23 protein-coding genes are annotated in these 25,666 nt (G+C 43.7%); 12 read left to right on the top strand and 11 right to left on the bottom strand.

Features of this window, described 5'->3' with window-relative positions; genetic code table 11:
• The first annotated feature begins 65 nt into the window (after positions 1 to 65).
• Positions 66 to 353, top strand: coding sequence for an antibiotic biosynthesis monooxygenase (locus PY364_RS21860; protein ID WP_275526243.1), 288 nt, complete (start codon positions 66 to 68; stop codon positions 351 to 353).
• A gap of 8 nt (positions 354 to 361) precedes the next feature.
• On the opposite strand, the gene PY364_RS21855 is transcribed toward PY364_RS21860, so the two are convergent.
• Complete coding sequence (locus PY364_RS21855) at positions 362 to 997, bottom strand: hypothetical protein (protein WP_275526241.1); 636 nt, start codon at positions 995 to 997, stop codon at positions 362 to 364.
• 107 nt (positions 998 to 1,104) lie between these two features.
• Between PY364_RS21855 and PY364_RS21850 the strand changes: the two genes are divergently transcribed.
• The 4 genes from PY364_RS21850 to PY364_RS21835 all read left to right on the top strand — a co-directional run bounded on the left by PY364_RS21850 (position 1,105) and on the right by PY364_RS21835 (position 5,177).
• Positions 1,105 to 2,154, top strand: coding sequence for a molybdopterin-dependent oxidoreductase (locus PY364_RS21850; RefSeq protein WP_275526239.1), 1,050 nt, complete (start codon positions 1,105 to 1,107; stop codon positions 2,152 to 2,154).
• A gap of 423 nt (positions 2,155 to 2,577) precedes the next feature.
• Positions 2,578 to 4,101, top strand: coding sequence for an adenylate/guanylate cyclase domain-containing protein (locus tag PY364_RS21845; protein ID WP_275526237.1), 1,524 nt, complete (start codon positions 2,578 to 2,580; stop codon positions 4,099 to 4,101).
• A gap of 363 nt (positions 4,102 to 4,464) precedes the next feature.
• Entirely contained in the window at positions 4,465 to 4,977 is a 513-nt protein-coding gene (locus PY364_RS21840; protein ID WP_275526235.1) for a hypothetical protein, read from the top strand.
• A gap of 32 nt (positions 4,978 to 5,009) precedes the next feature.
• Positions 5,010 to 5,177, top strand: a complete 168-nt coding sequence (locus PY364_RS21835) for a hypothetical protein (protein WP_275526233.1) — start codon at positions 5,010 to 5,012, stop codon at positions 5,175 to 5,177.
• 91 nt (positions 5,178 to 5,268) lie between these two features.
• Here the strand turns inward: PY364_RS21835 and PY364_RS21830 are convergent, their stop codons facing one another.
• The 5 genes from PY364_RS21830 to PY364_RS21810 all read right to left on the bottom strand — a co-directional run bounded on the left by PY364_RS21830 (position 5,269) and on the right by PY364_RS21810 (position 14,442).
• On the bottom strand, positions 5,269 to 6,357 hold the full coding sequence (locus PY364_RS21830) for a chemotaxis protein CheW (RefSeq protein WP_275526231.1): 1,089 nt from the start codon (positions 6,355 to 6,357) through the stop codon (positions 5,269 to 5,271).
• A gap of 15 nt (positions 6,358 to 6,372) precedes the next feature.
• Positions 6,373 to 8,112 (bottom strand): CheR family methyltransferase, encoded by a 1,740-nt coding sequence (locus tag PY364_RS21825; RefSeq protein WP_275526229.1) that lies wholly within the window; start codon positions 8,110 to 8,112, stop codon positions 6,373 to 6,375.
• A gap of 151 nt (positions 8,113 to 8,263) precedes the next feature.
• Entirely contained in the window at positions 8,264 to 11,032 is a 2,769-nt protein-coding gene (locus PY364_RS21820) for an ATP-binding protein (protein WP_275526227.1), read from the bottom strand.
• Between the two features lie 351 nt (positions 11,033 to 11,383).
• Positions 11,384 to 13,144, bottom strand: coding sequence for a R3H domain-containing nucleic acid-binding protein (locus PY364_RS21815; protein ID WP_275526225.1), 1,761 nt, complete (start codon positions 13,142 to 13,144; stop codon positions 11,384 to 11,386).
• 74 nt (positions 13,145 to 13,218) lie between these two features.
• Positions 13,219 to 14,442 (bottom strand): LdpA C-terminal domain-containing domain, encoded by a 1,224-nt coding sequence (locus tag PY364_RS21810; protein WP_275526224.1) that lies wholly within the window; start codon positions 14,440 to 14,442, stop codon positions 13,219 to 13,221.
• A gap of 625 nt (positions 14,443 to 15,067) precedes the next feature.
• Here PY364_RS21810 and PY364_RS21805 point away from each other — a divergent pair.
• On the top strand, positions 15,068 to 16,390 hold the full coding sequence (locus PY364_RS21805) for a four-carbon acid sugar kinase family protein (protein WP_275526223.1): 1,323 nt from the start codon (positions 15,068 to 15,070) through the stop codon (positions 16,388 to 16,390).
• 32 nt (positions 16,391 to 16,422) lie between these two features.
• Here PY364_RS21805 and PY364_RS21800 read toward each other — a convergent pair whose 3' ends face one another.
• Both PY364_RS21800 and PY364_RS21795 read right to left on the bottom strand, forming a co-directional pair.
• Positions 16,423 to 16,641 (bottom strand): hypothetical protein, encoded by a 219-nt coding sequence (locus PY364_RS21800; protein WP_275526221.1) that lies wholly within the window; start codon positions 16,639 to 16,641, stop codon positions 16,423 to 16,425.
• A complete protein-coding gene (locus tag PY364_RS21795; RefSeq protein ID WP_275526219.1) occupies positions 16,638 to 16,982 on the bottom strand; it encodes a hypothetical protein in 345 nt (114 codons plus the stop codon). The genes PY364_RS21800 and PY364_RS21795 overlap by 4 nt, the downstream gene beginning before the upstream one ends.
• A 338-nt stretch (positions 16,983 to 17,320) precedes the next feature.
• Here PY364_RS21795 and minC point away from each other — a divergent pair, with 338 nt between their 5' ends.
• From minC to PY364_RS21770, 5 genes are all read left to right on the top strand, one after another.
• Positions 17,321 to 18,118: a septum site-determining protein MinC gene (minC, locus tag PY364_RS21790; protein WP_275526217.1), complete on the top strand. Its 798-nt coding sequence runs from the start codon at positions 17,321 to 17,323 to the stop codon at positions 18,116 to 18,118.
• Positions 18,119 to 18,249: 131 nt separating this feature from the next.
• The gene (gene minD, locus PY364_RS21785) at positions 18,250 to 19,056 is read left to right on the top strand and encodes a septum site-determining protein MinD (RefSeq protein WP_275526215.1); all 807 of its coding nucleotides are present in this window, start codon (positions 18,250 to 18,252) and stop codon (positions 19,054 to 19,056) included.
• Between the two features lie 11 nt (positions 19,057 to 19,067).
• A complete protein-coding gene (locus tag PY364_RS21780) occupies positions 19,068 to 19,235 on the top strand; it encodes a hypothetical protein (protein ID WP_275526214.1) in 168 nt (55 codons plus the stop codon).
• A 107-nt stretch (positions 19,236 to 19,342) separates the two neighbouring features.
• The gene (gene minE / locus PY364_RS21775) at positions 19,343 to 19,615 is read left to right on the top strand and encodes a cell division topological specificity factor MinE (RefSeq protein ID WP_275526212.1); all 273 of its coding nucleotides are present in this window, start codon (positions 19,343 to 19,345) and stop codon (positions 19,613 to 19,615) included.
• 106 nt (positions 19,616 to 19,721) lie between these two features.
• Positions 19,722 to 20,843: a hypothetical protein gene (locus PY364_RS21770; protein WP_275526210.1), complete on the top strand. Its 1,122-nt coding sequence runs from the start codon at positions 19,722 to 19,724 to the stop codon at positions 20,841 to 20,843.
• Between the two features lie 755 nt (positions 20,844 to 21,598).
• Here PY364_RS21770 and PY364_RS21765 read toward each other — a convergent pair.
• A complete protein-coding gene (locus PY364_RS21765) occupies positions 21,599 to 22,270 on the bottom strand; it encodes a class I SAM-dependent methyltransferase (protein WP_275526208.1) in 672 nt (223 codons plus the stop codon).
• A 101-nt stretch (positions 22,271 to 22,371) separates the two neighbouring features.
• On the opposite strand from PY364_RS21765, the gene hemH reads away from it, so the two are divergent.
• Positions 22,372 to 23,535 carry a ferrochelatase gene (gene hemH, locus PY364_RS21760; RefSeq protein WP_275526206.1) on the top strand — a complete coding sequence of 388 codons (1,164 nt, stop codon included), beginning with the start codon at positions 22,372 to 22,374 and terminating at the stop codon, positions 23,533 to 23,535.
• Between the two features lie 286 nt (positions 23,536 to 23,821).
• Here the strand turns inward: hemH and PY364_RS21755 are convergent, their stop codons facing one another.
• Together PY364_RS21755 and PY364_RS21750 are read right to left on the bottom strand one after the other, a co-directional pair.
• The gene (locus PY364_RS21755; RefSeq protein ID WP_275526204.1) at positions 23,822 to 24,289 is read right to left on the bottom strand and encodes a VOC family protein; all 468 of its coding nucleotides are present in this window, start codon (positions 24,287 to 24,289) and stop codon (positions 23,822 to 23,824) included.
• Positions 24,290 to 24,356: 67 nt separating this feature from the next.
• Entirely contained in the window at positions 24,357 to 24,884 is a 528-nt protein-coding gene (locus PY364_RS21750; RefSeq protein ID WP_275526202.1) for a TIGR02652 family protein, read from the bottom strand.
• Positions 24,885 to 25,666 lie beyond the last annotated feature (782 nt).

Here is a 25,666-nt window from a genome sequence, read left to right as displayed (position 1 = left end):
GGTATTGTTACCGCCAAGATGGCGGCGTTACAGATTTTCCCCTGAAAAATTAACTGTTTAGGCTTATGATATTAGAAGTTGCAATTCTCGATGTAAAATCTAGTTTAACTGCTGAATTTGAAACCGCTTTCAAAATAGCTTCAAGTATCATTTCTTCTATGCCGGGATATATTTCTCACGAACTTCAGCGCTGTATAGAAAATACAAACCGCTATATTCTGCTGGTGCGCTGGCAGACTTTAGAAGATCATACTGTCGGATTTAGACAATCGCCAGAGTATCAAAAGTGGCGTGCTTTATTACATCACTTTTACGATCCTTTTCCGATAGTAGAACATTATGAAGTCGTTTAATTTTCTAGTTACTTGACTTCAACGTTAACAGCATAGTTGGATTGATTGGGAGCAGAAATTTCAAGAGTATGATCGCCGCTATTAGATAGTTTACCTTGCCATTGAACAGTACCGAAAGCAGTGCCAATTTTTGCGCCATCGGGAGCGAGAATATCTACATTAACAGTTCCTTCTTCTATCTTTACTGTCATCTCTTGATTGCTGCTGCAATTAAGAGTGTAACGTTTTAATTCATTTGCTTGTAAATTGTCGCGAACAGTTGTGCCTGTAGCACCAACTTCAAAGCTGACTCGCTCAGTTGTAGCTAAAGTTGGGGAAGGAGAGGGTGTGGGAGAGATTGATGGTAGTTTAGGAATATTTGTTAGGGACGTTTGAGAAGGCTGAGCTAGAGGTGTTGGTGATGCTACAAGTGGTTGCGATCGCGTATTTGGTGGCGGCGGAATAGTCAATTGTTGTGTAGGAGAAGCAGGCTTGACCGCAGTTGAATTTACAGATGGTAGCCTAATTTCTACCTCATTTTGTGACAACTGCACTTGTTTCCAGGCTAACTCACCACCTAAAGCTAGCACTGCTCCCACGAGAGTACCACTCAGAAAAATTCCGCAATTTTTCCAAAATTGAGTTTTCGGCTGTTGGTCGCTCATACTTTAGGAGGAGAAGGAGAAAGGGAAGGAGAAAATAAAACTATTATTCTAGAGAGTGGAAATTATCAAAGTAAAATTATGCTCAATCCCTAGATTGGGACTAGAAAATGCCAAATTCATTTATTTTTAATCTTACCTTCCGATTTGCCTCATTTCTCACCCTATTGGCGATTTTACTTCCGGGATGCAATCAGCAGCCTAGGGAGGCTAAGTTGGCTCAATGGCGGGCCGAAGCGATCGCGAATAACAATGCTATGATTGCACAGCAGGCAAAGACTACCAAGGCAAAGGAGTGGGAGTTCTTTGTAAGCGGAGAAACTGCTAAAGGCACTCAGAGATTGACTTGGAGCGAATTGGAAGCGCTGGCAACTTCTCGCGTTAACACTACTTCGCCTCACAATAGCAAAGACTTGAATACTATTCTCTATTTTCGAGGGATTGCGGTTTCGCAATTGCTCGATCGCTTGGGGGTTAAGCCAGGTGTCACCAATGTCACATTTTTAGGCTATGACGGCTTTCGCTCAACAGTCAATATTAGCGATTTACGCCGCTATCCGATTATCCTAGCAGTGGAGCGTGACGGCCGACCAATTCCTCGTAGTGAAGGGGGGCCTTTATCTCTGGTGTTTCCTCAAAGTGAATACCCGCAGTTACATGAGGAGTATGCGGAGAGATTTTGGGCATTTTATGTCACTGACGCGATCGTTGGTAATGAACCTGTACAAATACGGATTGGCAACCGTATCCTCGATCGCAATGCTCTCGATAAATTACCACAAATAACTATAGAGGAGGCTGTTGGCTACCGTCAAGGCTGGCCGATAGGTAAGGTTAAGCTACATGGTGTGCGGGTGCGGGATGTTTTGAGTGTAGCAAATGTGGCGATCGCCAATCATCAGTCAATAATTGTTAAGGGTAAGTCTGCGGTGTCTCGCGATCCCAAAAATCCCATCCGCTTGCGATCGGCTGATGTCCGCGACTGCGATATCCTGCTAGTAACGCGATGGGGTGACAGCTACCAACCGATCTCGTCCCGACTTGGAGGCCCAGTTACTCTGGCAATTCCTACAAGTTGCTACAGCGGCGGCGGTTTTGAAACCCCCATTGATGACGATCGCCGCTGGCTAACTTTTGTTGAAGAACTTGATGTTGAATAATTGTTAGTTGTTAGTTGTTAGTTGTTGCTTGTTAGTTGTTAGTTGTTAACTCGGTACATTTAATTAAAATTAATGATGTCATTGCGAGTATTAATGATGTCATTACAAACATCAATTATGTCATTGCGAGTATCAATGATGTCATTACAAACATCAATTATGTCATTGCGAGCGAAGCGAAGCAATCGCAAAGGCTTGGATTGCTTCGGGCTTGCTTCGTACCTCGCAACTGCGCTTCGCTTGGCTCGCAATGACAGGAATTTCCCACTGGTGGGATAAATTTCCCGATAAGAGGAATTTCCCGATAACAGTTAATAGTTTTTATCTAGCTTAATTTACACACAAAAATCACCAGAAATCACCAACAACTAACAACTAATAAATTACAAATTACAACTAACAAATTACAACCAACAAATTACAATGAAAATAAAGTTATTTCACTCTATCCACACTCGAATTATGACGGCGACAACGCTGTTAATTGTTTCGATTGTCGGGGCGGTAGTGTGGTTCTCTGCGGTGAGTGAGGGCGATCGCTACCGGGAACAAAAATTAGCTTCGGCCCATGCGCTGGCTGTAGCACTAGCTAATTTATCTACAAGAGAACTCGTAGTACAAAATTGGAGTACAATCCGCCTGAATTTGGATTTGCTGCTGAAAAGAAATAAGGATTTTGTCTATATTTTAGTCTCAGACGATCGCGCTCATAATCAAATTGTCGCCTCATCACCGATCGAGTTTCAAGAACAGTACGTGCCCGATGTCGTGCCGCTAGCTGTGACACAGGTAGCTTTAAAGCATTACAGCAAGCGATCGACTCGATTAGCGGGATCGACCTCAATGAGAGATGCAGGCATCTTCTCCAAAGCAGGAAGCCTCGGTGTGGAGACATTTATACTTCGGGATATTGAATTTCCCACAGGAACTTTGAGGGCGGCGCGGGGCGATCGCGTCATCGAAGTGGCGGCGGAGATTAGCACTGCGACTGGGGATAAAATCGGTACTTTTCGCATCGGCATTTCCCTTAAACCCCTAGAGAGCGCAGTGAATGAGGCGATCAGGCGAGCCTTGACAATTGGGGCCTTTGCCCTCAGTTTTGGTTTGGCGGGAGCCTATGTATTAGCAAGGCAGCTCAGCCAACCCGTGCAGCGCTTGCAAACCAGTGCTGCTAAAATTGCGGCGGGGGATTGGTATCATCGCGCTGAAATCAATCTTAGTGATGAAATTGGGGCTTTAGCATCTTCTTTTAATGAGATGTCGATCGCGTTGCAAAAGTCGTTTAGCAGGTTAGAAAGAACAGTCGAATCCTTTGAGCGATTTGTGCCGAATAAATTTTTGAGCGCGATCGCTTCTGATGGCATTGAAAATATCCAAGTTGGTACCGCCTCGAAGCGGACAATCACGATTTTATTTGCTGATATTAAAGGCTATACATCAATGTCGGAACAGTTAACGCCGATGGAGACTTTTATATTTTTAAATGATTATTTAGCTTGTATGGGATTAGCGATCGAGCAAGCTGGGGGTTTCATCGACAAGTATATCGGCGATGCGATTATGGCGCTATTTGAAGATGAGGCGACTGATGGCGTGCTAGAAGCAGCCGCAGCCATGCGAAAAAATCTTGCAGAGTTTAATGAGGGGCGATCGCGCAAAAATCTACCGACGATCGACATTGGGATCGGCATTCATCGAGGGGAAGTGGTGATGGGTACGGTAGGTTTTACTTCGCGGATGGATTCAACAGTGATCGGCGATGCGGTAAATGTCGCGTCGCGAGTTGAAGGTTTGACTAGACATTACAAGTGCGCGGTGTTGGTAACGGAGTCTGTCGTCAGTGCGATTCGACATCCAGAGGCTTTTAGGTTGCAACTGGTAGATCAGTCTGTGAAGGTGAGAGGGAAAGATGAGGCGATCGCTATTTATCAACTTCTAGTTTCTTGAGTAGAACTTATAGGACTTACGTTAATGGCTCTAGAAACCGGGTTTTTGAGACAATCTGTCGGTCATAACGAAGTATTTTCGTAAAAAAACCCGGTTTCTTTGGTTGGGTGCGTAAATCCTGACAATGACAGATCGCAAGTAATTTGCCGGACATGATATGAGTGGGAGATAATTTATTGGCAGCGATCGCCTTCCCTGAATGTAAAAGTTTTATGTTAAAATATGATATAATCTCTTACCATACTTGAGTTAAAATTATGGCGGAAAAATTAATAATTAGAAACTTTGCTGGTATCAAGGATTTAGAGATTGAAGTCAAGCGAATAAATATACTTATTGGCCCTCAAGCCAGCGGGAGACCCAATGAACGAGTTAATTAAATGGACTAATCTGACGCATAAAGAAATAGCTTCTGGACTACGAGAAGCAGGTTTTACCATTAGTCTCCCCTTGGTTTCAAAATTGTTAAAAAAGCATGGATATGTGAAACGAAAAGCCCAAAAAAAACAAACGATAGGAATTAATAAAAACCGGGATTCTCAATTTAAAAATATTGCAAGGCTTCATACAGAGTATAGAGAAGCTAGCAATCCTATTATTAGTTTTGATACCAAAAAGAAAGAAGTTTTAGGTAATTTGTATCGTCCGGGAACTCTCTATACAAAGGAAACTGTCACTACTTTAGATCATGATTTTTGGAGTTTAGGTCACGGAAAAGTAATTCCGCATGGAGTTTATGATTCTCAACAAAACCGAGGATATATAACATTAGGAAACAGTAAAGACACCAGTGAATTTGCGTGTGAGGCTTTAAAAAATTGGTGGAATAATTATGGTAAAGCCACCTACCCTAACGCTAATTCTATCAAGGAGTAATTTTTACAAGCTTAGAATTAGTCAAAGCTCTTGTGGAAAAAACTCAAACTAAAACAGGACTATCTGTAGCTGTAAACATCCTTAATAAAGTTTATAAAACTGGTCGCAAGGTGGCTGATAATTTCAAAACTACTATGCAAATTGTTTTTGACGAATACTTGCCAAAATGGAATTATCGAGCCGTACCCCAACCTGGGTAATTCATTAAGTTATTTATTTTTCATTCCTAAGTACCTGTATAAGCTAAATTTTAGGTTGAAAGGCACGCTACGGAGCATCTATCCTCCTTCTTCAAACTTCTTCATCAACAACCAGCCCTCCTTTTGTCAACATTTTATGTAAATCCAAAATGCTCATCATCTTTTCGCGATAGGAAGCTGTACCTCGCAAGTATTCATCATTCGCCGAATGCAAAGCAGCAGGAACAGCCGTAATTTCTGAGGTATTCAAGTACATCACATCCAGAACTTCATCAGCCACTATACCAGCAACCAAATCAGCTATTTGCACCACAATTGCTTTCGATAAAGAATCCACACTTGCCATCGGCATATTTAAAGCAGTACGAATGTCAATTAACGTCACAATTTCTCCTCGCAAATTCATATTACCCACAATATAATCTGGAGTGCAGGGAATCGGCGTAACTTTGTGTATATCTGTGAACTCCCGTACCACTTCTAAATTTAGTCCAAAGTATTCACCATTCAAAGCAATAACCGCCAGCGGAAACTTACTTATAGTGAAATTTTGTTCATCTTCTTTGCGCCTCAAATTATTAGCTCTTTGCCGAAAAATAGCTTTTTCCTGGGGCGTAGCATTCGGACAAAAAACTGGCATTTCCAGAAAATAACTAGAATCTTCAATTACCAATTTTTCATCTGTTCCTTCTTCTAACTTTTTCCCTGGTACATCATTTATTTTCTGACTAGCCTCTTCATTTTCCTGAGAATAGCGAATTACAATCTCAGGATTGAGTAGCATCACAATATTTGCTTCAAATTGGGCAATTCCAACTACAAAATGGTGAGATTTATTTGTATCCTTTCGCCCGTAAGATAGCTGTGTTTTTATTATATCTGTTGATATATTCTCTACTTCCTGAACCTGGTTGACAATGATGCCAACTCTAAATTCTTGATATTCTATAACGATTACGCTATCTGTCAAACAGTATTTTTGAGCAACGTATCCAAAGCGAAGATTTAGATCCATCACAGGCAAAATTTCGCCCCGCAGGTTAATCACGCCAACAATATCACGGGGTGCTTCTGCGATTGGTGTTAACTCTGGTAAAAAGAAAATTTCCTGAACAACAATAGCTTCTATACCGTAGAGAGAATCATTATGTCCGAAAATAAGATAGTATTGAGCTTTCATATTTAATAGTGAAACTTATTGAATAGATAGTTTTACCAAGACTGCTTTGACATATTTCAGCAATTCACTAGCTGTAATTTTACCCTGCTGTTCTATTAGAGTATCAGGTGGTAAAATTTTGAGAATTTCACAAGAGGTATTATACATTTTTTTAGCTCTTTTAACATTGCCTTCTAGATCGTAAATGTTACCGAGCTCAAGATAGGCAGAGATGAATGACGGACAAAGATAAATGATTTTTTTTAAAAGATTCTTAGCTGCTTCTAAGTCTCCCTGTTCTTCAGCAATATGAGCGAGTAAGTGATAAGGAAATACTGATAATGAATCCACACTTATGGCTTGTTGACAGTAATTAATTGCCAGCTCATGTTTGCCTAGATTTGCATAAATCTCAGCTAGCAAATAATAAGCATGAAAATTATGAGGATAAAGCTCAATAACTTGTTCCGCTTTTTTAATAGCCTCAGCATAAGTTTTACTCTTGAAAAAAGCTTCTGCCTCTAGAAGAAGATTAATGCCTGCTATCTGTCGCTCTTTTTCTACTGTTAATGAAAATAAAATTGGAGCGGTATTAACCGTGTGATCCTCTCCTCGTGTCACATAGCTACTCTGTAAAATCTTCTCCAAAGGTTCGCGAATTTTTACCAGCGGTGTTGGGGTCTCCGTTGCATTACTAATTGGAAATAGACTTGGTATTGACATCCTTGCCGATAACGGTGAATTTTCTGCTATTGAAGACACTATCCGTTCGAGTTTAGGTACTGATTTAATCTCGATTTCTGTTAGCTTCGCAGGAGCGGAACTGCTAAAATCTAATTCTGTAAACTCTTGCTTGAATTTATCAGTAGCTTCGCCGACATTAGAACTGTATAGTGGCATTTGATAATGTTCTTTTTGACCTACCTCATTCCGTTGATAAACCACTGATTCTGGAAAGATTTTTGCTTGGAATTGACCAAGGGACTGACCGTGAAGTTCGGCATGACTTGTCATTAGATACCCCCCCGATCTTAAAGTATTATAAAACTTTTTTAGGACAATTGCAATAGACTGTGATTCAAAATAAACAAAAACATTTCTACAAAGTATCAAGTCCATATTGTTAATATCATCAAGCATATTCGGATAATCATCTTTTACTAAGTTTCCATATCTAAATTTTACATTTTTAATCAGTTTATCTTCAACGATCCATTCAGTTTTATGCTGGTTAAAATACCGCTGCTGGAGTTCTGGATTAACAAGGCGAAACGACCAATGACTATAAGTTCCCTGTTTGGCTTTCTCTAAAGCTTCCTCATTAATATCGGTTCCTAAAATTAGGATATTCCACTGCTCCCAATCAGGGATTAATTTTTGAATGAGAATAGCTAAAGAATAGGGTTCTTCTCCTGTTGAGCATCCAGCACTCCAAATACGCAGCGACCGCATTAAATCAGAGGCATTTTTGAGTTGATTTTTATACTCTATTAATTCTGGTAAAATCACTTTTTCTAGTAGCTTAAATTGCCCTCTATCTCGCAAAAAATAACTTTCATTTGTGGTTAAAAGGACGATCAGCGATCGCCATTCTCTCTGGCTTTGTTCTGTATCCGCCTCTAAAAGTTGATAATATTTCTCTGGTATAGATAAATTAATGGTTTTCATCCGAACCCCAATCTTTTGAGATAAGGTCGCTCGATCTTGCGGGCGGATATGCAAACCTGTATTATTAGCAATTAATTGGATAAATAACTCTAAATGTGTATCATTCATACTTGATGCCCCTCGGTTTGAGACTTACTATATCTTAAATATAGCAGTTTTCAATTTTGTAGGTACTGCTTTTAATCACCAATTCCCAATTACCAATTCCCAATTACCAATTCCCAATTACCAATTCCCAATTACCAATTACCAATTCCCTCTAGGCTAGCGGGATCTGAATCCAGAACTCTGCACCCTTTCCTGGTTCTGAGATACACTTGAGGATACCAGCGTGTTTTTCAACAATAATGTGGTGAGAAATTGACAGTCCAAGTCCCGTTCCCTTACCCACTGGTTTAGTAGTGAAAAATGGGTCAAACGATCGATTGATAACTGGTTCTGTCATCCCTGGCCCGTTGTCAGAGATCCGAATTACTGCAAATTTATCATCGGTTATTGGTGACAAATAATTTTCCTCACCTTTTCCATTCATCACCGCAGTGCGGATAGTAATAATTCTGGGTTCAGGTTGATTTTCTAGAGCATCAATGGCATTGCTAATAATGTTCATAAATACTTGATTGAGTTGTCCCGCACAGCATTCAACCAAGGGAAGATTGCCATATTCTTTGATAATTTTAACACTTAATTTACCACTGTATAAATTAAATTTATGTTGTAAAATTAGTAGTGTACTATCTATGCCTTCATGAATATCAACTGGTTTTTTCTCCGATTCGTCGAGGCGAGAGAAATTTCGCAAAGACATCACTATCTGACGAATTCTGTCAGTACCTAGCTTCATTGAAGAGATTAATTTCGGCAAATCTGCTGTGAGAAATTCTAAGTCTATAGAATTAGTTTTTTCCTGAATTTCTGGGTCGGGATTAGGGGAATGTTTCTGATAGAGATGCAATAAATCTAGCAGGTCTTGAATATAGTCGATTGCATAAGTGAGGTTGCCAGAAATAAAGTTAATCGGGTTGTTAATTTCATGGGCAACTCCGGCAACCATACTACCTAAAGAAGACATTTTTTCGGTTTGAATTAGTTGTGTTTGAGTTGCCTGCAATTTGTGGAAAGTTTCAGCAATCTGTTGAGCTTGAGTTTGGGCTATTTCTGCATTGTTACGTGCTTGGGCGTAGAGTTCGGCTTGATCGATTGCGATCGCTAATTGATCTGTAACTGCTCGCAATAATTCTACCTCCGAATCGCTCCAAGGTCGAAGTTTTGCCGAACTATCTGCAAACTCAGATCCCGTTTCATAATCGCTCTTGGGTGGGTTATACATACCACAGCTAAATGCTCCGATCGCACCGGAATGCGTCTGAATCGGCAGTGCTAATATGGAAGCATAGCCCCAAGACATTAAAAATCGGCGCATCACAGGCTCTTCAAAACCTGCAACATCATCTAGTCGGATGATTTCTAGGTTTAATAGTTTTTCAGTAAAAGAACCCACTTTTTCCACTGGGTAACGGCCGATTAGGGTTGGCAAACCTGGATTTGTAGCTTCTTTAACTACTTCCCAATAGGAGTTTTGAGTTTTGAGATTGCTTAGTTGTACTCGCAATCCTTCCTGGTTTTGAGTTTGGAGATTGCTTCGTTGCACTCCCTGCGGGTAGGCTACACCAACGTGGTTTTGAGAGATTGCTTCAGTTTCCTTTGTTCCTCCCAAGGCTTCGCGCCTCGTAACGCTATGCGGTGTTGAGAGATTACTTTGTCCCTCGTAATGCTGCGCGGTGTTGAGAGATTGTTTCAGCTTGCTTTGTTCTTCCCAAAGCTTTGTACTTTGTAATTCTAAACCCTGCGGGTAGGCTTCGCCAGCGTGATTTTGAGTTACAAATTTCAGCTCAGAATTAAAACTATAATTGGCTGCACTCTCTGTATCTGTTGATTGGTTTTTAATTGTTAATTCTTCATTTTTAATCACCTCTGGTCTGTACCACATAAATAAGCACCAGTCGAGTTGCAAAAGGCTATGAATTTCTTGCACTGCTGTTTCTAGAATTGTATCTAATTCTAAAGAGTTACGAATCTGGCTAGCTAGTCTAAATAGTAAAGATTCTCTGCCCGCCCACGATCGCGCGCGGTCAATTGCGATAGCGATCGCATTGGCAGCCCAACCGAGCAGATCCCCCCCACGCTCAGCCACAGCTTGCCTGCAAGCCACTACTACTACCCCTACCAGGCGATCTTCTACAATCAGGGGATAGCTAGCTAAGGTCTTATTTTCTTGAGCAGGTATGATGTAAGGTTGTCGATATTGAGCAACAAACCCGATCGTGGAGATGCCAAAAGGAATGCGATCGGAGAACTCTGCGGTAGGAGGTTGTTCGCCTACAAAGGCTTGCAGTTCTAGTAAGCGCGTTGCTCTGTTAAATATCCAGATGCCAACAAAAGTAGCATCGAAGGCGTGCATTATCGTCTCGGTACAGCGGTTGAGGATTTCTGGTAAAGTGGTACTCTGGGCGATCGCAATCCCAATTTCCGATTCCAGTGTGGACAGACGATCTTCAGTTTGGGAATCTGCCGGTAGAGTTTGCTGGCTTAAGTCTTTCTCTTTTAATAGTTGCTCTTGATTCTGCTGATTTAGTTGACTTTCAGCGCGATCGCCTGTTCTCAAAACATTGGTAATATCTGTCACCGTCGTAACTTGAAACTGGCGGTTATCTTCCCTGACTAAAGGTGTTGCTATCACCCAAACATCGCGCCTATCCCCATCTTTGCAGATAATTTGGCCAAGGTCAGCCTGTTGTGAAGACCCAGCAATCAAAGTATCCTGTAAATTTTTAGGCCCTTTCAGAGCGATCGCACATCCCGAACTCCCAACACCACTTGATTCTGGACTCTCGCCCAGCAATTCCGCCACTGACCAACCGCAAAGCTGGCTGTAAGCAAGGTTGACTTCAACAAACTGCCCTTCCTCATCTGTTACACAGATGCCAACTCCTGCTATGTCCCAGATCGGCGGAATCATATTTTCCATACAATGTCAAGTCTAAATCAAAAAAATTAATCGCCACCTGCACCCGCTTCTGGAACAATAAACTTTATCGAGGGGTAACACCCCTCAACCCAATATTTAATATCAATAACACTTACAGCTACTTTTGTCGAGAGAGCAAGGCCTTGCCAAAGGAAGAGGGGCAGAGGAGTTTTGAGAGATTGCGATCGCGGTTTTCTGTTATATCAATTACAGGACGGTAATTGCTAATTGCTAATTGCTAATTGCTAATTGCTAATTGCTAATTGCCAATTGCTAATTGCCAATTGGGGAAAGAGTTTCCTCATCTCCCCCGCTCCCCCGCTCCCCCACTCCCCCTCTCCCCCTCTCCCCTCAAGCTGGATAAATCCGCAGACGACGATTAGGTTCTTCACCAAAACTGTGAGACTTCAGGTGATAGTGCTCAACAAGTTCGTGCTGCATCTTGCGAACATGGGAAGAACGCGGAAGGAGTTCCACCGGCTGACCCTTGGGAATCACAATTTGCTCAACAGCTAAACGAGTTTCTTCCAAAGCTTCGATCTCGTCAGAAGAACCGCTATGAGCAAATAAGCTCAAATCCGCCATTTCCGGGGTTCCGGGGTCATCCATATCTAACAGCCGCCGCAAAGCTCTTGCTACTTGAGGCAACGTCCCCGCTTTAATCGTGTGCAAAGGAACTTGGCGAGTTTTCGCCAAATGACGGAGTTTCGACTGGTTGCGAACGTTAGATCGCAAGGCCAAAACCACATCCGCACTATCAATATCCTTCGTCAGCACCACAGGCAGATTCAGCGTCGCAATCACCTGTTCTAACTGATGACGCGGAATCCCATAAGGATAGATGTGCAGAGGTAAATCCTCACCATTAGGCCCAGCATTTCTGGAATAATGACCTTCCGGTAACACCGGATCTACCGACAGCGACTCATCAAGCAATTGCTCAAAATACCTCGCCTCAGAAAGTTGCGCGGGTTTAGCAGAAAATTGGTCTTTCGGAGGCGGCAGCGGGATCATTTTCCCAGAACCGCGCCATCCTTGGGCCTCTGGAAACGCTGTTTTCCCCGACCCGAAAGACGACGATCCGAGGATTCCTGTCGGCTTGGTAGGCATTGCTGCCATCTCTTGGGTAACAATCACTTCGCCAGAATCTCCAATACTTCTGACTTGTAAGTTTGGCTCTCGTCCCCGCAGCAGAATGTCAACGGTTTCAGAAACGTGCTCGTGGATGACCCAACGCTGCCTTTCCAGCATTTCCACCGCAATCTCAAAAGTAGGCGGTGCTTTGCGTTCCAAAACCGTCTTCTGAGAACCCCTGCGCCGCGCCTCGTCATCTCCCAGCGTCACCGCCTGAATACCGCCGATTAAGTCAGCTAGAGTCGGGTTTTTTACCAGGTTTTCTAGGCGGTTGCCATGAGCAGTTCCTACTAACTGTACTCCCCGTTCTGCGATCGTTCGTGCGGCTAATGCTTCTAGTTCCGTGCCGATTTCATCAATCACAATCACTTCCGGCATATGGTTTTCCACTGCCTCGATCATGACTTGGTGCTGAAATTCAGGGTGGGAAACTTGCATCCTCCGAGCACGACCGATCGCCGGGTGAGGGATATCTCCATCCCCAGCAATTTCGTTGGAGGTGTCGATGATTACTACTCGTTTCTCTAAGTCGTCGGCCAACACGCGGGCAATTTCCCGCAGGGCTGTTGTTTTACCCACTCCAGGGCGACCGAGTAGCAGAATTGACTGGCCAGTTTCTACTAAGTCCCGGATTAGTCCGATTGTGCCGAAGACAGCACGACCCACTCTTAATGTCAGGCCAATTACTTCGCCAGTGCGATTACGGATAGCACTAATCCGGTGCAGAGTTTGTTCGATACCAGCTCGGTTGTCCCCGCCAAAGTCACCTATTCGTTGAATACAATGGTTCAGGCTTTCTTTGGAAACAAGGGTTTCGGAAAGGTATTCGGCTTGAGATGGAAATCGAGCTTCTGGGCGGCGACCGAGATCCATAACAATTTCAATGAGTCTGTCTCGCTGCGGATGTTGCTTTATTGGCCGCCGAATTTCTTCTGGGACAATATCTAGTAATTTGTTGAGGTCGTCTGTAATCTGCATTCGCCTCGATACTATTAGTTGCTAGTTGTTGGTTAACTGTTAACGGTTAACGGTTAACGGTTAACGGTTAACTGTTAACAAATTCCCTTAATTTGTGAAACTAAGGAATGAGCTAAACTTACAGCTTGCCAGAGCAGGTTGGGTTCGGCTTCGAGCGTAGCTGCAAGAGGTATTTGAGCTGTGACGGCTGGCGGTATGTTTTTGCCAGGAATTGCCTTGGCTCTTTCTGTTTGCATTGTTTCTAACTGTTCCAAAATTGGTGACAGCAAGACACGGGCATAACTACCGTAAGCTACACCTGCAATGTAGGATTTGGGATTGGGGATTTGGGGTTGGGGATTTGGGATTTGGTTTACAGATTCTGGATCTGATTCTGTATTTCCCGGTTCCAAATCTACAATGGGCAATTTCACATTCAGGAGTCCAGCAGCTTTTAACTTGCTAACGGTGCGATCGTTCGTTCCGCCTGCAAGTTGTACGTATCCCGGTAATTTAGCTGCTAATACTTTCTCGCCGAGTTTAATGGCGGCTCTAGTTGCTCCGGCTCCAATGTCTCCGCTCATTGGCCGACCATCAGTTTGCCAAATTAGGGGACAAGGAAGGGGGGAAATTATGTCATAGAGTGTCCGTAGGTAGTCGGTTAAACCTTCTCCGTCGGGGCAGCTAATGGCGATCAGTTTGAGTTGGGATATCTGGGGTGATATGCTAGACCAGAGCCGTGTAAAGTCTTTTTCTCTCCCTACTTGGGTGTGAATTTCGATCGCGTCTGCACCGGCTTGCAACACTAAAGGCGCGATCGCAGCAGGTGCGGATACGTAAGAACGAGTGAAAATTAGCTGGCTGGGGCAAATCGGGAGACACCGACCGCAACCATAGCAGCGCTGGTCAAGAACGCCTGAGAAGTCCGCGCCACTATCTTCAAAGACAATCGCAACGGCTGGACAAACTTTTTCACATGGCCGCCAGCAATCCGTCGGACAATGAGCTGGGTTGAATTCGGCTTTGCGAAAATGCGGGTCTTCGCCATCGTTTAAGCTCACCATTAGCAGGGGTAAACCTTGAAACCCAAAATTTCGGGTGCGGGCCTCGGTTCCTAAATAGGAGGAAACTTCTAGGGCTGATCGCGCTGCTGCGATCGCGGCGGGATCGGCGGCCACGTCGATACAGTCAGCGCCCGCTAGGGTGTAAGCCAAGGTTAGATTCCGAACCGCAGGCAAATGGTGGTAACTGGCTCCGCAAATTAATTTGAACCAGTGGCCGTCTTGCAGTGAATTTAGGGGATGGTAGCGATCTATCACCCCTATATGCTAATGCTTTGTGTAGAAATTTGCGAGGATGGTAGTAAGTGAAGTTGCTAATTGCTTAGGGGCTAGGGACTACGATGCTCAGGACTAGGAGTTAGAGAAAACGCAATTCTGTCGTTGCGACCGCAGGGAAGCCGAACTTGCGAGGGTACGAAGCAAACCCAAACCCTTGATTTTTGGTACTTCGTGGGTAAGTCCTGAGAAAGCAAGCCTAGGACACTTAGCGATCGCTTATGACTTGCTTGTTACCCGTCAGGAAAGGGAGGAGACGTTAAGCTAAAGGTTATTACTATCAACGATTTAGCACTCCTGATGAATAGTTTAGAAGCATTATTCGCAATATGAAAAAGACGTTAAGATAGGTAGTAACAGATAAACCTACAATCTGCTGACAAATGTGAATGTGAACTGCGATATACTAAGCATTAGCCTAATTTTTAATTTTTTATCCCTATTTAATAATCAACATAATTAAACACAATCGCCAGCATTCAGCCAGTGAAATTAGGAAAGCTGCGATCGCGAACGTGAAGCGCCACATCGGTGAGCAAAAGGTGTATGATGACATCACTATTACTTGCTCTCAAACAAAAGTATTGAAATTACTACCAAAATCAGTATGACCGCCCAACCTAAAATCATAGTCCTTGATGACGATCCCACAGGTTCCCAAACAGTCCACAGTTGCCTACTCTTAACGCGCTGGGACGTAGATACCCTCAAGTTAGGACTAGGGGACGAGTCACCGATTTTCTTCATCCTAACGAACACCAGAGCTCTGCCGGCCCAACAAGCGGCGGCTGTCACCCGCGAAGTTTGTCGCAATTTGAAAGATGCGATCGCAACTACTCCCCAAAAAGCAGGTTTCCTCATAGTCAGCCGTTCCGACTCCACCCTCCGGGGCCACTATCCTGTCGAAACCGATGTCATCGCTGAAGAACTTGGCCCTTTTGACGCTCATTTCTTAGTTCCAGCCTTCTTTGAAGGCGGACGAATTACCCGCGATAGCGTACATTATCTCATAATTAATGGCGTTGAAACACCCGTAGAACAAACAGAATTTGCCCGTGATTCTGTCTTTAGCTATAAACATAGTTATTTACCTGACTATGTAGCAGAAAAAACAAAAAATCGGATTCCGGCTGAAAATGTAGAACGATTTTTACTCGTAGATATTCGCGCTGGAAGTTTGGAACGCTTACTCAATTTAACTGGCAACAAATGTGGCGTAGTTGACGGCGAAACTCAAGCTGATTTCAACCAATTTGCTGCCGATATCCTGACAGCAACAAGCCAAGGTAAACGCTTTTTATTCCGCAGCGGTGCTAGTATTTTAACATCCCTAGCCGACCTCGGCCCGCAGCCAATAGCCGCCGAAGATATGGCACAATACGTGCGCGGCGGTAAACCCGGTGTTGTGATAGTTGGATCTCACGTTAAGAAAACAACTGAACAATTAGAAAAATTACTGCAAGAACCAGGAACAGCTAGCATTGAAATTGATGTTGCTCGTTTGTTAGAAGATTCGCCCGAACAACGCGCTACACTTCTTAAAAATATTCTTGAAAATGTTTATGCTGTTCGTGCTGTAGGTAAAACCCCTGTAGTTTATACTAGCCGCCAAGAACTTACTTTTGACAGCGTACAAATGCGCTTAGATTTTGGTGCGGCTGTTTCAGCTTTGTTGATGGATATAGTGCGAGGTTTGCCTTCAGACATCGGATTTTTGATTAGCAAAGGTGGCATTACTTCTAATGACGTTCTCAGCACAGGCTTATCACTGACATCGGCACGATTATTAGGTCAAATTTTAGCAGGTTGTTCGGTAGTACGGACAGCAGCAGACCATCCTTTATTTCCTTATTTACCAGTAGTTTTGTTTCCCGGAAATGTCGGCGATGCAAATGCTTTAGCGACAGTTTATCGGCGGTTAAGTAAATAGCTCGTTGGGCGGGTAATTACCGCCCTGGAAAATTATGCTTGAGAAGTGGATTCTTGTTGTTGTGCTGCCAGACGTTCCGCTCTTCTTTTATAATAAGCTCCCAGGGTGCTGTTTTGAATATCTGCTTCTAAGCGGGCGTTAAGTTCATCCAATTCAGCAATGTTGCGATCCATGCGTTTTACCAGTTCCCGCAAATTTGCAACAGAACGCGCTCTAGTCTCTGCATCAGGTATTCTATGTTCATTAATCATGGTAAATTCCAGTTTCTCTTGATTTCTTGAATACTTGCTTGTATCGCCTCATTTGTAGCCTCAGCCTCATCAATGTAGCGACCAAGTAACTCTAGGCTATCACGGGAAGCTGCAGGTTGAGAATCATAGATTCGCCGCAGCGTGACATAAAAACGCGAGTAGTAATTGTCTGCCCGTTCTCTGATACTCTGGAGTTCGTCTAATTCGGGAATTGTGGCATCTGTTTCGCCATACTGTTCTAGCATGACAAACACTGTTGCTGTTGCTTCATCTATACGTTCTAGGAGTTGTCGCTGTAAACTGAAAACAGTTGTGATGATCTCGTCTGGTAACTTTGCCATGATTCCTATCTAAGTTGACATGAGTTCTGTCAAATAGGCAGAATATCACAGTGATACTACTTTCGCAGAATATTGAGATTGCTTCGGTGCGATCGCAACTACAGATAACTGGTAATAAAAAGAGCTTTAATCCCTAATAGGCTAACGTTGTCATTGCGAGCCAAGCGAAGCGCAGTTGCGAGGGTACGAAGCAAGCCCGAAGCAATCGCAGCATCTTTAGATTGCTTCGCTGCCCTCGCAATGACAGATAACTCGCAATCAGAGGTAATATAAACAGGTTTCAATTCCTAATTAAGTTAACATTGATAGTCAACCTTACCTGAAATCAGACCAGTCCCATGACGACTGATGCTTCCTCCTCCTCCGCCGTTACCCCTGATGCTCCAACGCCAGAAGTCAGTTTCAACCTGCAAGTCCGTCTCAAAAACGAAGATGGACACTTGAAGCTGCTGCTACCGCCAGAAACCAGCAGTGAAGCAGCAACTTCAACAGCAACAACTTGGACTGAACTCTGGCAAGAACTAAAAGTCAGACTGAATGCAGGAGAACGCTTCTGGCAGCAAAACGCTGAAGTTTACCTGATGGCTGGCGATAGGTTATTAGATGTTCGCCAACTACAAGCGATCGCAGATGCTCTCTCTGAAGTCGAACTCCAACTCAAACGAGTTCACACCATCCGCCGTCAAACAGCCGTCGCCGCCGCCACCGCAGGCTATGCCGTCGAACAGCAATCCCCTGTCTCCTCCCTCAACAAAACCCCCTCAGAAACATCTTCCTCTCTTACCGAACCTCTGTATTTACAGATGACAATTCGCTCCGGCATAGAAATTCGGCATCCCGGTACAGTAATAATTTTAGGAGATGTTAATCCCGGCGGCTCAGTGGTCGCTCAAGGCGATATCCTAGTTTGGGGCCGTTTGCGGGGGAGAGTTCACGCTGGAGCAAGCGGCAATGCCAAAAGTGTAATTATGACTTTGCAAATGGAACCTATGCTAATTCGGATTGCTGAATACGTAGCCAGAGGGCCTGAGACTCAACCCGCTCAGTTTTACCCCGAAGTCGCCTACGTGACTTCCCAAGGGATTCGTATTAGCAGAGCCAGTGATTTTGATAAGGGGCTAGGGGCTAGGGGCTAGGGGCTAGGGAAGAGGGGGAGGATGGGGAACAATTAGCAATTAGCAATTAGCAATTAGCAATTAGCAATTAGCAATTAGCAATTAGCAATTAGCAATTAGCAACTAACAACTAACAACTAACATTTTTACTTATGGCTCGCATTATTGTTGTTACATCTGGCAAAGGAGGAGTTGGGAAAACTACCTCCACAGCGAATCTCGGCATGGCTCTGGCAAAACTTGGCCGATCTGTTGCTGTAGTTGATGCTGATTTCGGCTTGAGAAATTTGGACTTGCTCTTGGGTTTAGAAAATCGTATCGTCTATACGGCAGTAGAAGTGATTGCCGGAGAATGTAGACTAGAGCAAGCTTTAGTTAAAGATAAACGACAGCCCAATCTGGTATTACTACCGGCAGCTCAAAACCGGATGAAAGATGCTGTTAGTGCCGAACAGATGAAACAGTTAGTCAACATACTCGCAGAGAAATATGACTATATTTTGATTGATTCACCAGCGGGGATTGAGCAGGGATTTCAAAATGCGATCGCGGCCGCTCAAGAAGGCGTGATCGTTACCACCCCAGAAATTGCCGCCGTCCGCGATGCCGATCGCGTTGTCGGTTTATTGGAAGCTCACAATGTCAAACGCATCCACCTGATAGTTAACCGTATTAGACCCTTAATGGTGCAAGCTAATGATATGATGTCGGTGCAGGATGTACGCGAAATTCTTGCTATTCCTCTGCTGGGAGTTGTCCCAGACGACGAGCGAGTAATTGTTTCCACTAACCGGGGCGAACCCTTAGTGCTGTCGGAAACTCCCTCCTTAGCTGGAACCGCCTACGAAAACATTGCTCGCCGCTTGGAAGGCGAAAAAGTCGAGTTTCTCGAACTCAATCCTCCCCAAGATAACTTTTTTACTCGCCTCCGCAGGCTATTAACGGCTAAGATTATGTGAGTAGGCGGCGAATGTTGGCAATAAATGTCGATCTCGGTATACTGCCAGTTAAACTATTGGTAGTGAGGATTGAGGAAGATTTTAAAGTGTTGATTTTAAAGGGTATGTTGTCAGGATTTTCTCACTTTTCCTCGTCGTCAGTTACCAGCCTCTTTCCTCAAGAGCGCGATCGCCACTGACATCACAATCTCTCTCGAAACTGCCAATCGGTTTCGTGGCCGTTGTAATAGGCGGCTAAACGGATTTTCTGCCACCTGCCTAACTCTTGACAACCCTGCAAGCCCCCATGATTAATACCCTTCTCGACCGACTTTTTCCCCGCACGACTGACGAAAACAGCCGTGAGGAAGTTAAACGCCGCCTCAAACTCGTTCTAGCTCATGACCGTTCTGACCTCACTCCAGAAATGGTAGAATCAATGCGTAGAGAAATCCTAGAGGTAGTGTCTCGCTACGTGGAACTCGAAACTGATGGTACAGAGTTTTCCCTAGAAAGCGATCGACGCGCCACAGCACTGATCGCAAACTTGCCCATCCGCCGAGTCAAGTCAGATACTTAAAATCGGTATTTAGTAGATTTCAATAGAGTAGAATCTATTAAGATATTAGGACTTAGGCAACTTATTTGAGTTTTAACTTAAGTCCCGACTCTACTGGAGCTACCCGATGTTAGCCGAGCTAATCTCTTCCAGACGTATTCTCAAAGCCCAACTCATCGAATTTTTAGGACTCCCTGACAATTCTAAGGACAAAAAAGAGAGTCTCGTCAGTACAATTCTGTCTATTTTAGAAGAAAATGCCTTCGAGCAAGCAAGATTCTGGGAAACTTTCAAAAGTGAGTTAGCTGTTGAGCCGATCGAATTAGAAGAACTGCTCCAATGCTCTAAAAGCGAACGCAAGCGCTGGGTAAAAGAAGGTAAACTCCCTATCTTAGAATATCGCAGTTTTCGGAAATCGGGCATGGCTTTGGAGTATCCCGTTCACGACAGAAGATTTATCCTCAGCCTCACGCCAGCAGATATTCAGCAGTGGCGAGAAGAACATAGATCGCAGATTAAAACTAATCGGCAAACAGGAGCACAAATTGCTTCTGAAAGCCGCAAGGAACACGAGCAATCAAGAGAAGCTTTTAGCTCAGCTTGGGAAAAAATTATTGAGGAATGGCAAGAAAAAGGCTCGGCTGAAATATCAGCTATTCTCCAGTTAGCCTATTGGACAGTTTGGGCATCTCGCTGGGCGAAGGAAAATCAACTTAAAAGCCTCAGAGCTATTAAATATAATGAACAGTACGAGCAGCAGCGAGAACAATGGTATCAGCGAAAAAATCAAGCAATTCAGTTATTAGCTCAGGTTCCCTATGGAATCCTGGCATTTTATCGTCCAGTTGATGCTGATAAGTTGTATCTGAAGCTTTGCGATAACCACTATGAAATGATGAAGGAAGGCTATTATTGGGATAAGTGGGAATTTTATTATCACAATCGTAAGCTGGTACATAAATGCCGGGAATGTATTTATACGGAAACTAGGGATTATTATTCACTTTACTATTTGGAAATCAAGACTGAACAGTTTCCTGATTTTACTTTTTCTTACCATACACCTTACACGATGGGGAAAAAATTTTTGCCTCATCCTGAAACGCTACCTTATGTAGATCATGTTGAGCAAGATGGTATTTTTCGCTTTGGCCGGCCGATGTTAGAACAGGAGAAAATTATTCATAGAGAGAAGGATGTTTTAGTGAAGTTTGAAAAGGCTTTGGCGGAGGCGAAAAAATTTGTATAGCTGGTTTTTTGCTTGTCTGTTACTATCAGGGAAGTATGTAAATATTTGTTAAATATATAATTATGAGTCGCCAAACATCATATTATATTAAGTGTATTTGTCTAACCAAATGCTGCTTCTCAGTGGGTGGTTGACAGCGCTTGGGACAATGTTCCCAAGCGCGGGAAAGTAAAAGCAAGGAAAATGATTACTTGACAGTTAATTTAATATTGTTAAAATCCCTTAGATCGTCTGTTTCTTAATTAAGTAGACATATCTCTTTGCTTGTCATAGTGAGTGAATATCTTTGTCATTGCGAGTGAATATCTTTGTCATAATATAGTGAGAAAATATCCTTGGTCATAGTGAGAAAATATCCTTGTCATTGCGAGCGAAGCGAAGCAATCTCAGGGCCTTAAGATTGCTTCGCTTCGCTCGCTTCGCTGCGCTCGCAACACCCTCAGATTGCTTCGTACCTCAGATTGCTTCGTACCTCGCAACTGCGCTGCGCTTGACGCGCTTCGCTTGACGCGCTTCGCTTGGCTCGCAATGACAGAGTTATGTTTACCATGACAGAGTTAATGTTTACCATGACGGAGTTAATGTTTACCATGACGGAGTTAATGTTTACCATGACGGAGTTAATGTTTACCATGACAGAGTTATGTTTACCATGACAGAGTTATGTTTACCATGACGGAGTTAATGTTTACCATGACGGAGTTATGTTTGCAATAATATCGTGTTTAACTAGGTCTGCCATTAGCCATTAGCCATTAGCCATTAGCTAATTTCTTAGCTTGAATTACCTGGAGGCTACCACCTGCGTAAAGTGCGGGTTGCTGCGGTACACTTGCACTAGAATGTGACCGACTCAGACCCACATCAAACCCCACCTCCGATAACAGATTAGTGAGATTGGTTTCAATTAACTGCCAAGCAGTCTCCGTTTCAAATAACCAGAAAAAAACTGCTATCCCAGGCCAAAATACTGGATTAGTAGGCCGATGAAAATCTACCAAAGTGAAGATGCCATCCGGCTTGAGCACGCGGTAAACTTCTTGTAATATTTGTTGCAACTGCATCGGCTGCATTTCGTGCATGGCGGCGCTAGTATGCACCAAATCAAAATAATTGTCAGGAAATGGCATTTCTTCGGCAAAAGCTTCTACATAATCCGCTGCGGGCACATTTTGCTTTGCGCGTTTCAAAGAAAGGGGTGAAGCGTCGAGTCCGGTGACATCCTGAGAGTATTCGACTAGAAATTGGGTAGTTTGACCGCTACCACAGCAGAGGTCTAAGATTTTAGTGTCCGATCGGATGGTCAAACCTTGCAAGGCTAGCTGGCGAAAACGCGCTTCCCCGCCCACACTCAGGGCTGCGATGCGTGATATTGCGTCATAGAGCCACTGGTAACGGTAACTTAAATCTCTAAGAATTGTTGCCATAGTTAAAATTGTGTATGTTTTGCTATCGACTCAGGCTTATTAAGAAGTTATATTATTAAAATTGGTAACAAAGCTGAGACAAGAGGGGAAATGCAAGCGCTATGGGTCGTATAGGAGTCTTACTACTAAATTTGGGCGGGCCGGATCAAATCGAAGATGTCCGCCACTTTCTTTTCAACCTGTTTTCTGACCCAGAGATTATTCGCATACCCTTTCCCTGGATGCAGAAACCCCTCGCCTGGTTGATTTCTACCCTGCGGGCTGAGAAATCCCAGGAAAATTACAAGCACATTGGCGGCGGTTCTCCTTTGCGGCGGATCACAGAAGAGCAAGCCCTAGCACTGGAAGCAAAGTTACGGGAAAAGGGACAGGAAGCTAAAGTTTATGTGGGGATGCGTTATTGGCATCCTTTTACTGAGGAGGCGATCGCAAAAATCAAGCGCGACGAGATTGAACAGTTGGTAATATTACCACTCTATCCTCAATTCTCCATCAGTACGAGTGGTTCCAGTTTCCGACTCTTAGAAAGGATCTGGGAAGGAGATCCCATTCTCCAACAACTTGAGTACACGCTTATCCCCTCTTGGTATCAGCGAGGGGGCTACCTTCGCGCGATGGCTCAATTAATTGCTCAAGAACTCGATTGTCGCCCCGATCCCGATGGAGTTCATATCTTCTTCAGTGCTCACGGTGTCCCCGTTAGCTATGTCGAAGAAGCCGGAGATCCTTACCAACAAGAGATTGAGGACTGCACCAGCAAGATTATGCAGACTCTTAATCGCCCAAATGACCATACTCTGGCTTACCAAAGTCGGGTTGGCCCGGTGGAATGGCTCAAGCCGTATACGGAAGAAGCGATTCCAGAATTAGCTGCTAAAGGAGTTGATGAGTTACTTGTAGTTCCGATTAGCTTTGTTTCTGAGCATATTGAAACCCTCCAAGAAATTGATATGGAGTATCGGGAATTGGCAGAACATTCGGGGATTCACAACTTCCACCGCGTGCCGGCTCTTAATACTCATCCTGTATTTATTGAGGATTTAGCTGATTCAGTTATTGAGGCTTTGGATGCACCCAATATTAAGTTTTCTGAGGTAATACATCCTCCTAAGAAGGCGAAGATGTATCCACAAGAACGTTGGGAATGGGGTTTGACTACGGCGGCGGAGGTTTGGAACGGCCGTCTGGCAATGATTGGCTTTATCGGACTTTTAGTGGAGTTAATTACAGGTCATGGCCCGCTGCATTTGATCGGGTTACTTTAGGCTAGTCGAATACTCTTAGTAACGTCAGTTCGATGGAGTGCGAAGCCAGCCGAAGGCATATAGCAATCCTAAATCATTTGTGAATTTCTTACTCCCTCCCCTTACCAAGGGGAGGGTTGGGGTGGGGTAAAAAGTTTACGACTCATTTAGGATTGCTATAGCACTTCATCGAACTCACGTTTTATGGATCAACAGCAGTACTAACAGTTAACTATCCTATAATATTAAGTAAGTGGGGGGGACTACCTCACTATAAAAAGCCTTTGCAAAAAAGGAAATAAGAAGCCTACCGTCTAACGGTACTCCGTTGACTGTCGGGTTTGTTCACTAAGCGGATAAATTCTAAAGGCAATCCATCAGTATCAGCAATAAAAGCTACTTCATAAACATTCGAGCCAATCATTTGCTGAGTGGGCTCTAAGAGAACTTTTAAAGGCTGAAATTCCTTGGGTTGCTCTCGCACCGCTGACTCAAAGCGATGTTGCAGCGACTTTAACCAGCTAGAAAGGTCAGTTGTCGCATCTGTGATATCAAAAGATAGGTGGTAGTAGCCTACATAATGCTCGTCTGTGAAGGCATCCGGTGCGGGTTTCGGTTCCGGTATTTGGATTAGTTCAATACGTCCATTTAACCCTTCCATCCAACAAGCAAGGGTGTAACCTGTCGTAAAGCGTTCGCAGACGGTAAATCCCAGTTGTTCGTAGAAAGCGATCGCGCGATGAATGTTGGCAGTCCGAATCGAGGCGTGGTGCATTCTATTTTAATTTTTATTTTAGGTTGAATAAAGAGTTTATAGCTCAAAACTCAAAAATTCCCTAATTTTACTCAAACAACCGGAAATAGGGATATCTAATCGGTACTCCTGGCTCTTTTTCTAAGTCAAAATTAATTACTTCCCAGCAAGGTTCCTCTGAAGGTTCAGGGCTAAAATCCACAGGTAAACCGTAAAGTCGCGGCCGAGGGGATTCTGGCTGTCCCCGCCAAGGAGTGCTACGTTCCAGATAGGAGCTAATTAAGTCGCGATAACGTTGGGCGATGATGACACGAGTTGCCCGATAACCTTGAGTATAAAGGCGGTCGAGAGCTTCGTGAATTTCAAAGCGAATCCCGTCAGGATGTGTGTGCTGCCGATACCAATCATTTTCCCACTGCCGCCAGTGACGACCTGACTGGAGATGGACTAGCTCACCCGTTTTCGGGTCTGCCTCAAATGCCCCGTGACGGGGACACAAATAAGTGTCCGTCAGCGTTAGCGCCGGAATTGTCTGGCGACAGTGAGGACACTGAATTTCCGGGCCAAACATAGGGTAAGTTTGAGCATTGCACGCAATATCAATACTTTCAGCCATTATTTCCTCAGTTTCTAGTACAATTCCAGTAAAACGTGCTTGAGACTGCTTATTTTCACCCAATTTAGGGTAAGCGAACTCATTTATTGAGTCATCCTAATCATCTAGCCATTCTAGTATTTTTCTTGTCCAACAAGGCGGCTTCTCATTTTCTGAAAAATTAATTAAAAAATTAATTAAAAAATTAATTTTTCAGAAAATGCCTCAACCTAGCAGGACTAAGTTTCACCGCAACACTCTGTGCGATTTCCTACTTCCTCACCATGCAGAGTTCGCTTGCGTTCATGCAGGGTGAGAAAGTCAAAAAAAAAGCCCTAAAAGGGCATTTTAAAATTCACATTTCCCGCTTCACGCTTATCAGAAGCCTAAAACTCATCCTCAGCTTCAACCTGTAGCCTCACCTCTGTCGTTACCTCACCTAGCATCCCTTGATGCAGTAATCCGTTGATTACGGTTACGTAAGTAAATGTAGGAGACCGCAATCATCTAACCGAGACCACATAAAGGGTCTTGGCAACTTTTGGTGATCCGAACCAACGTCCTATGGCGATCGCTGTTTTTCAAACTGCTTCTAGGGAGAGAAAAACCCTTTACATCTTGATTAAAAATCGGCGACTTAATAGATCAATACGCTTCGCGACCATACATTTGTCGTTTCAGCATTTTTAATCGATTAATATGTCCTTCAACCGGGCCATTACTTACAGATAAAGTCACACCCGCTTTAACAGAATCATAATCCTCACGTAACCGCACTGCAAAACGTTGAATGGGAGAAATAT

Origin of the sequence: Kamptonema sp. UHCC 0994 (assembly GCF_029167235.1) — a bacterium.
Classification (GTDB): domain Bacteria; phylum Cyanobacteriota; class Cyanobacteriia; order Cyanobacteriales; family Microcoleaceae; genus Kamptonema.
This window is presented reverse-complemented; position numbering and strand designations above follow the sequence as displayed.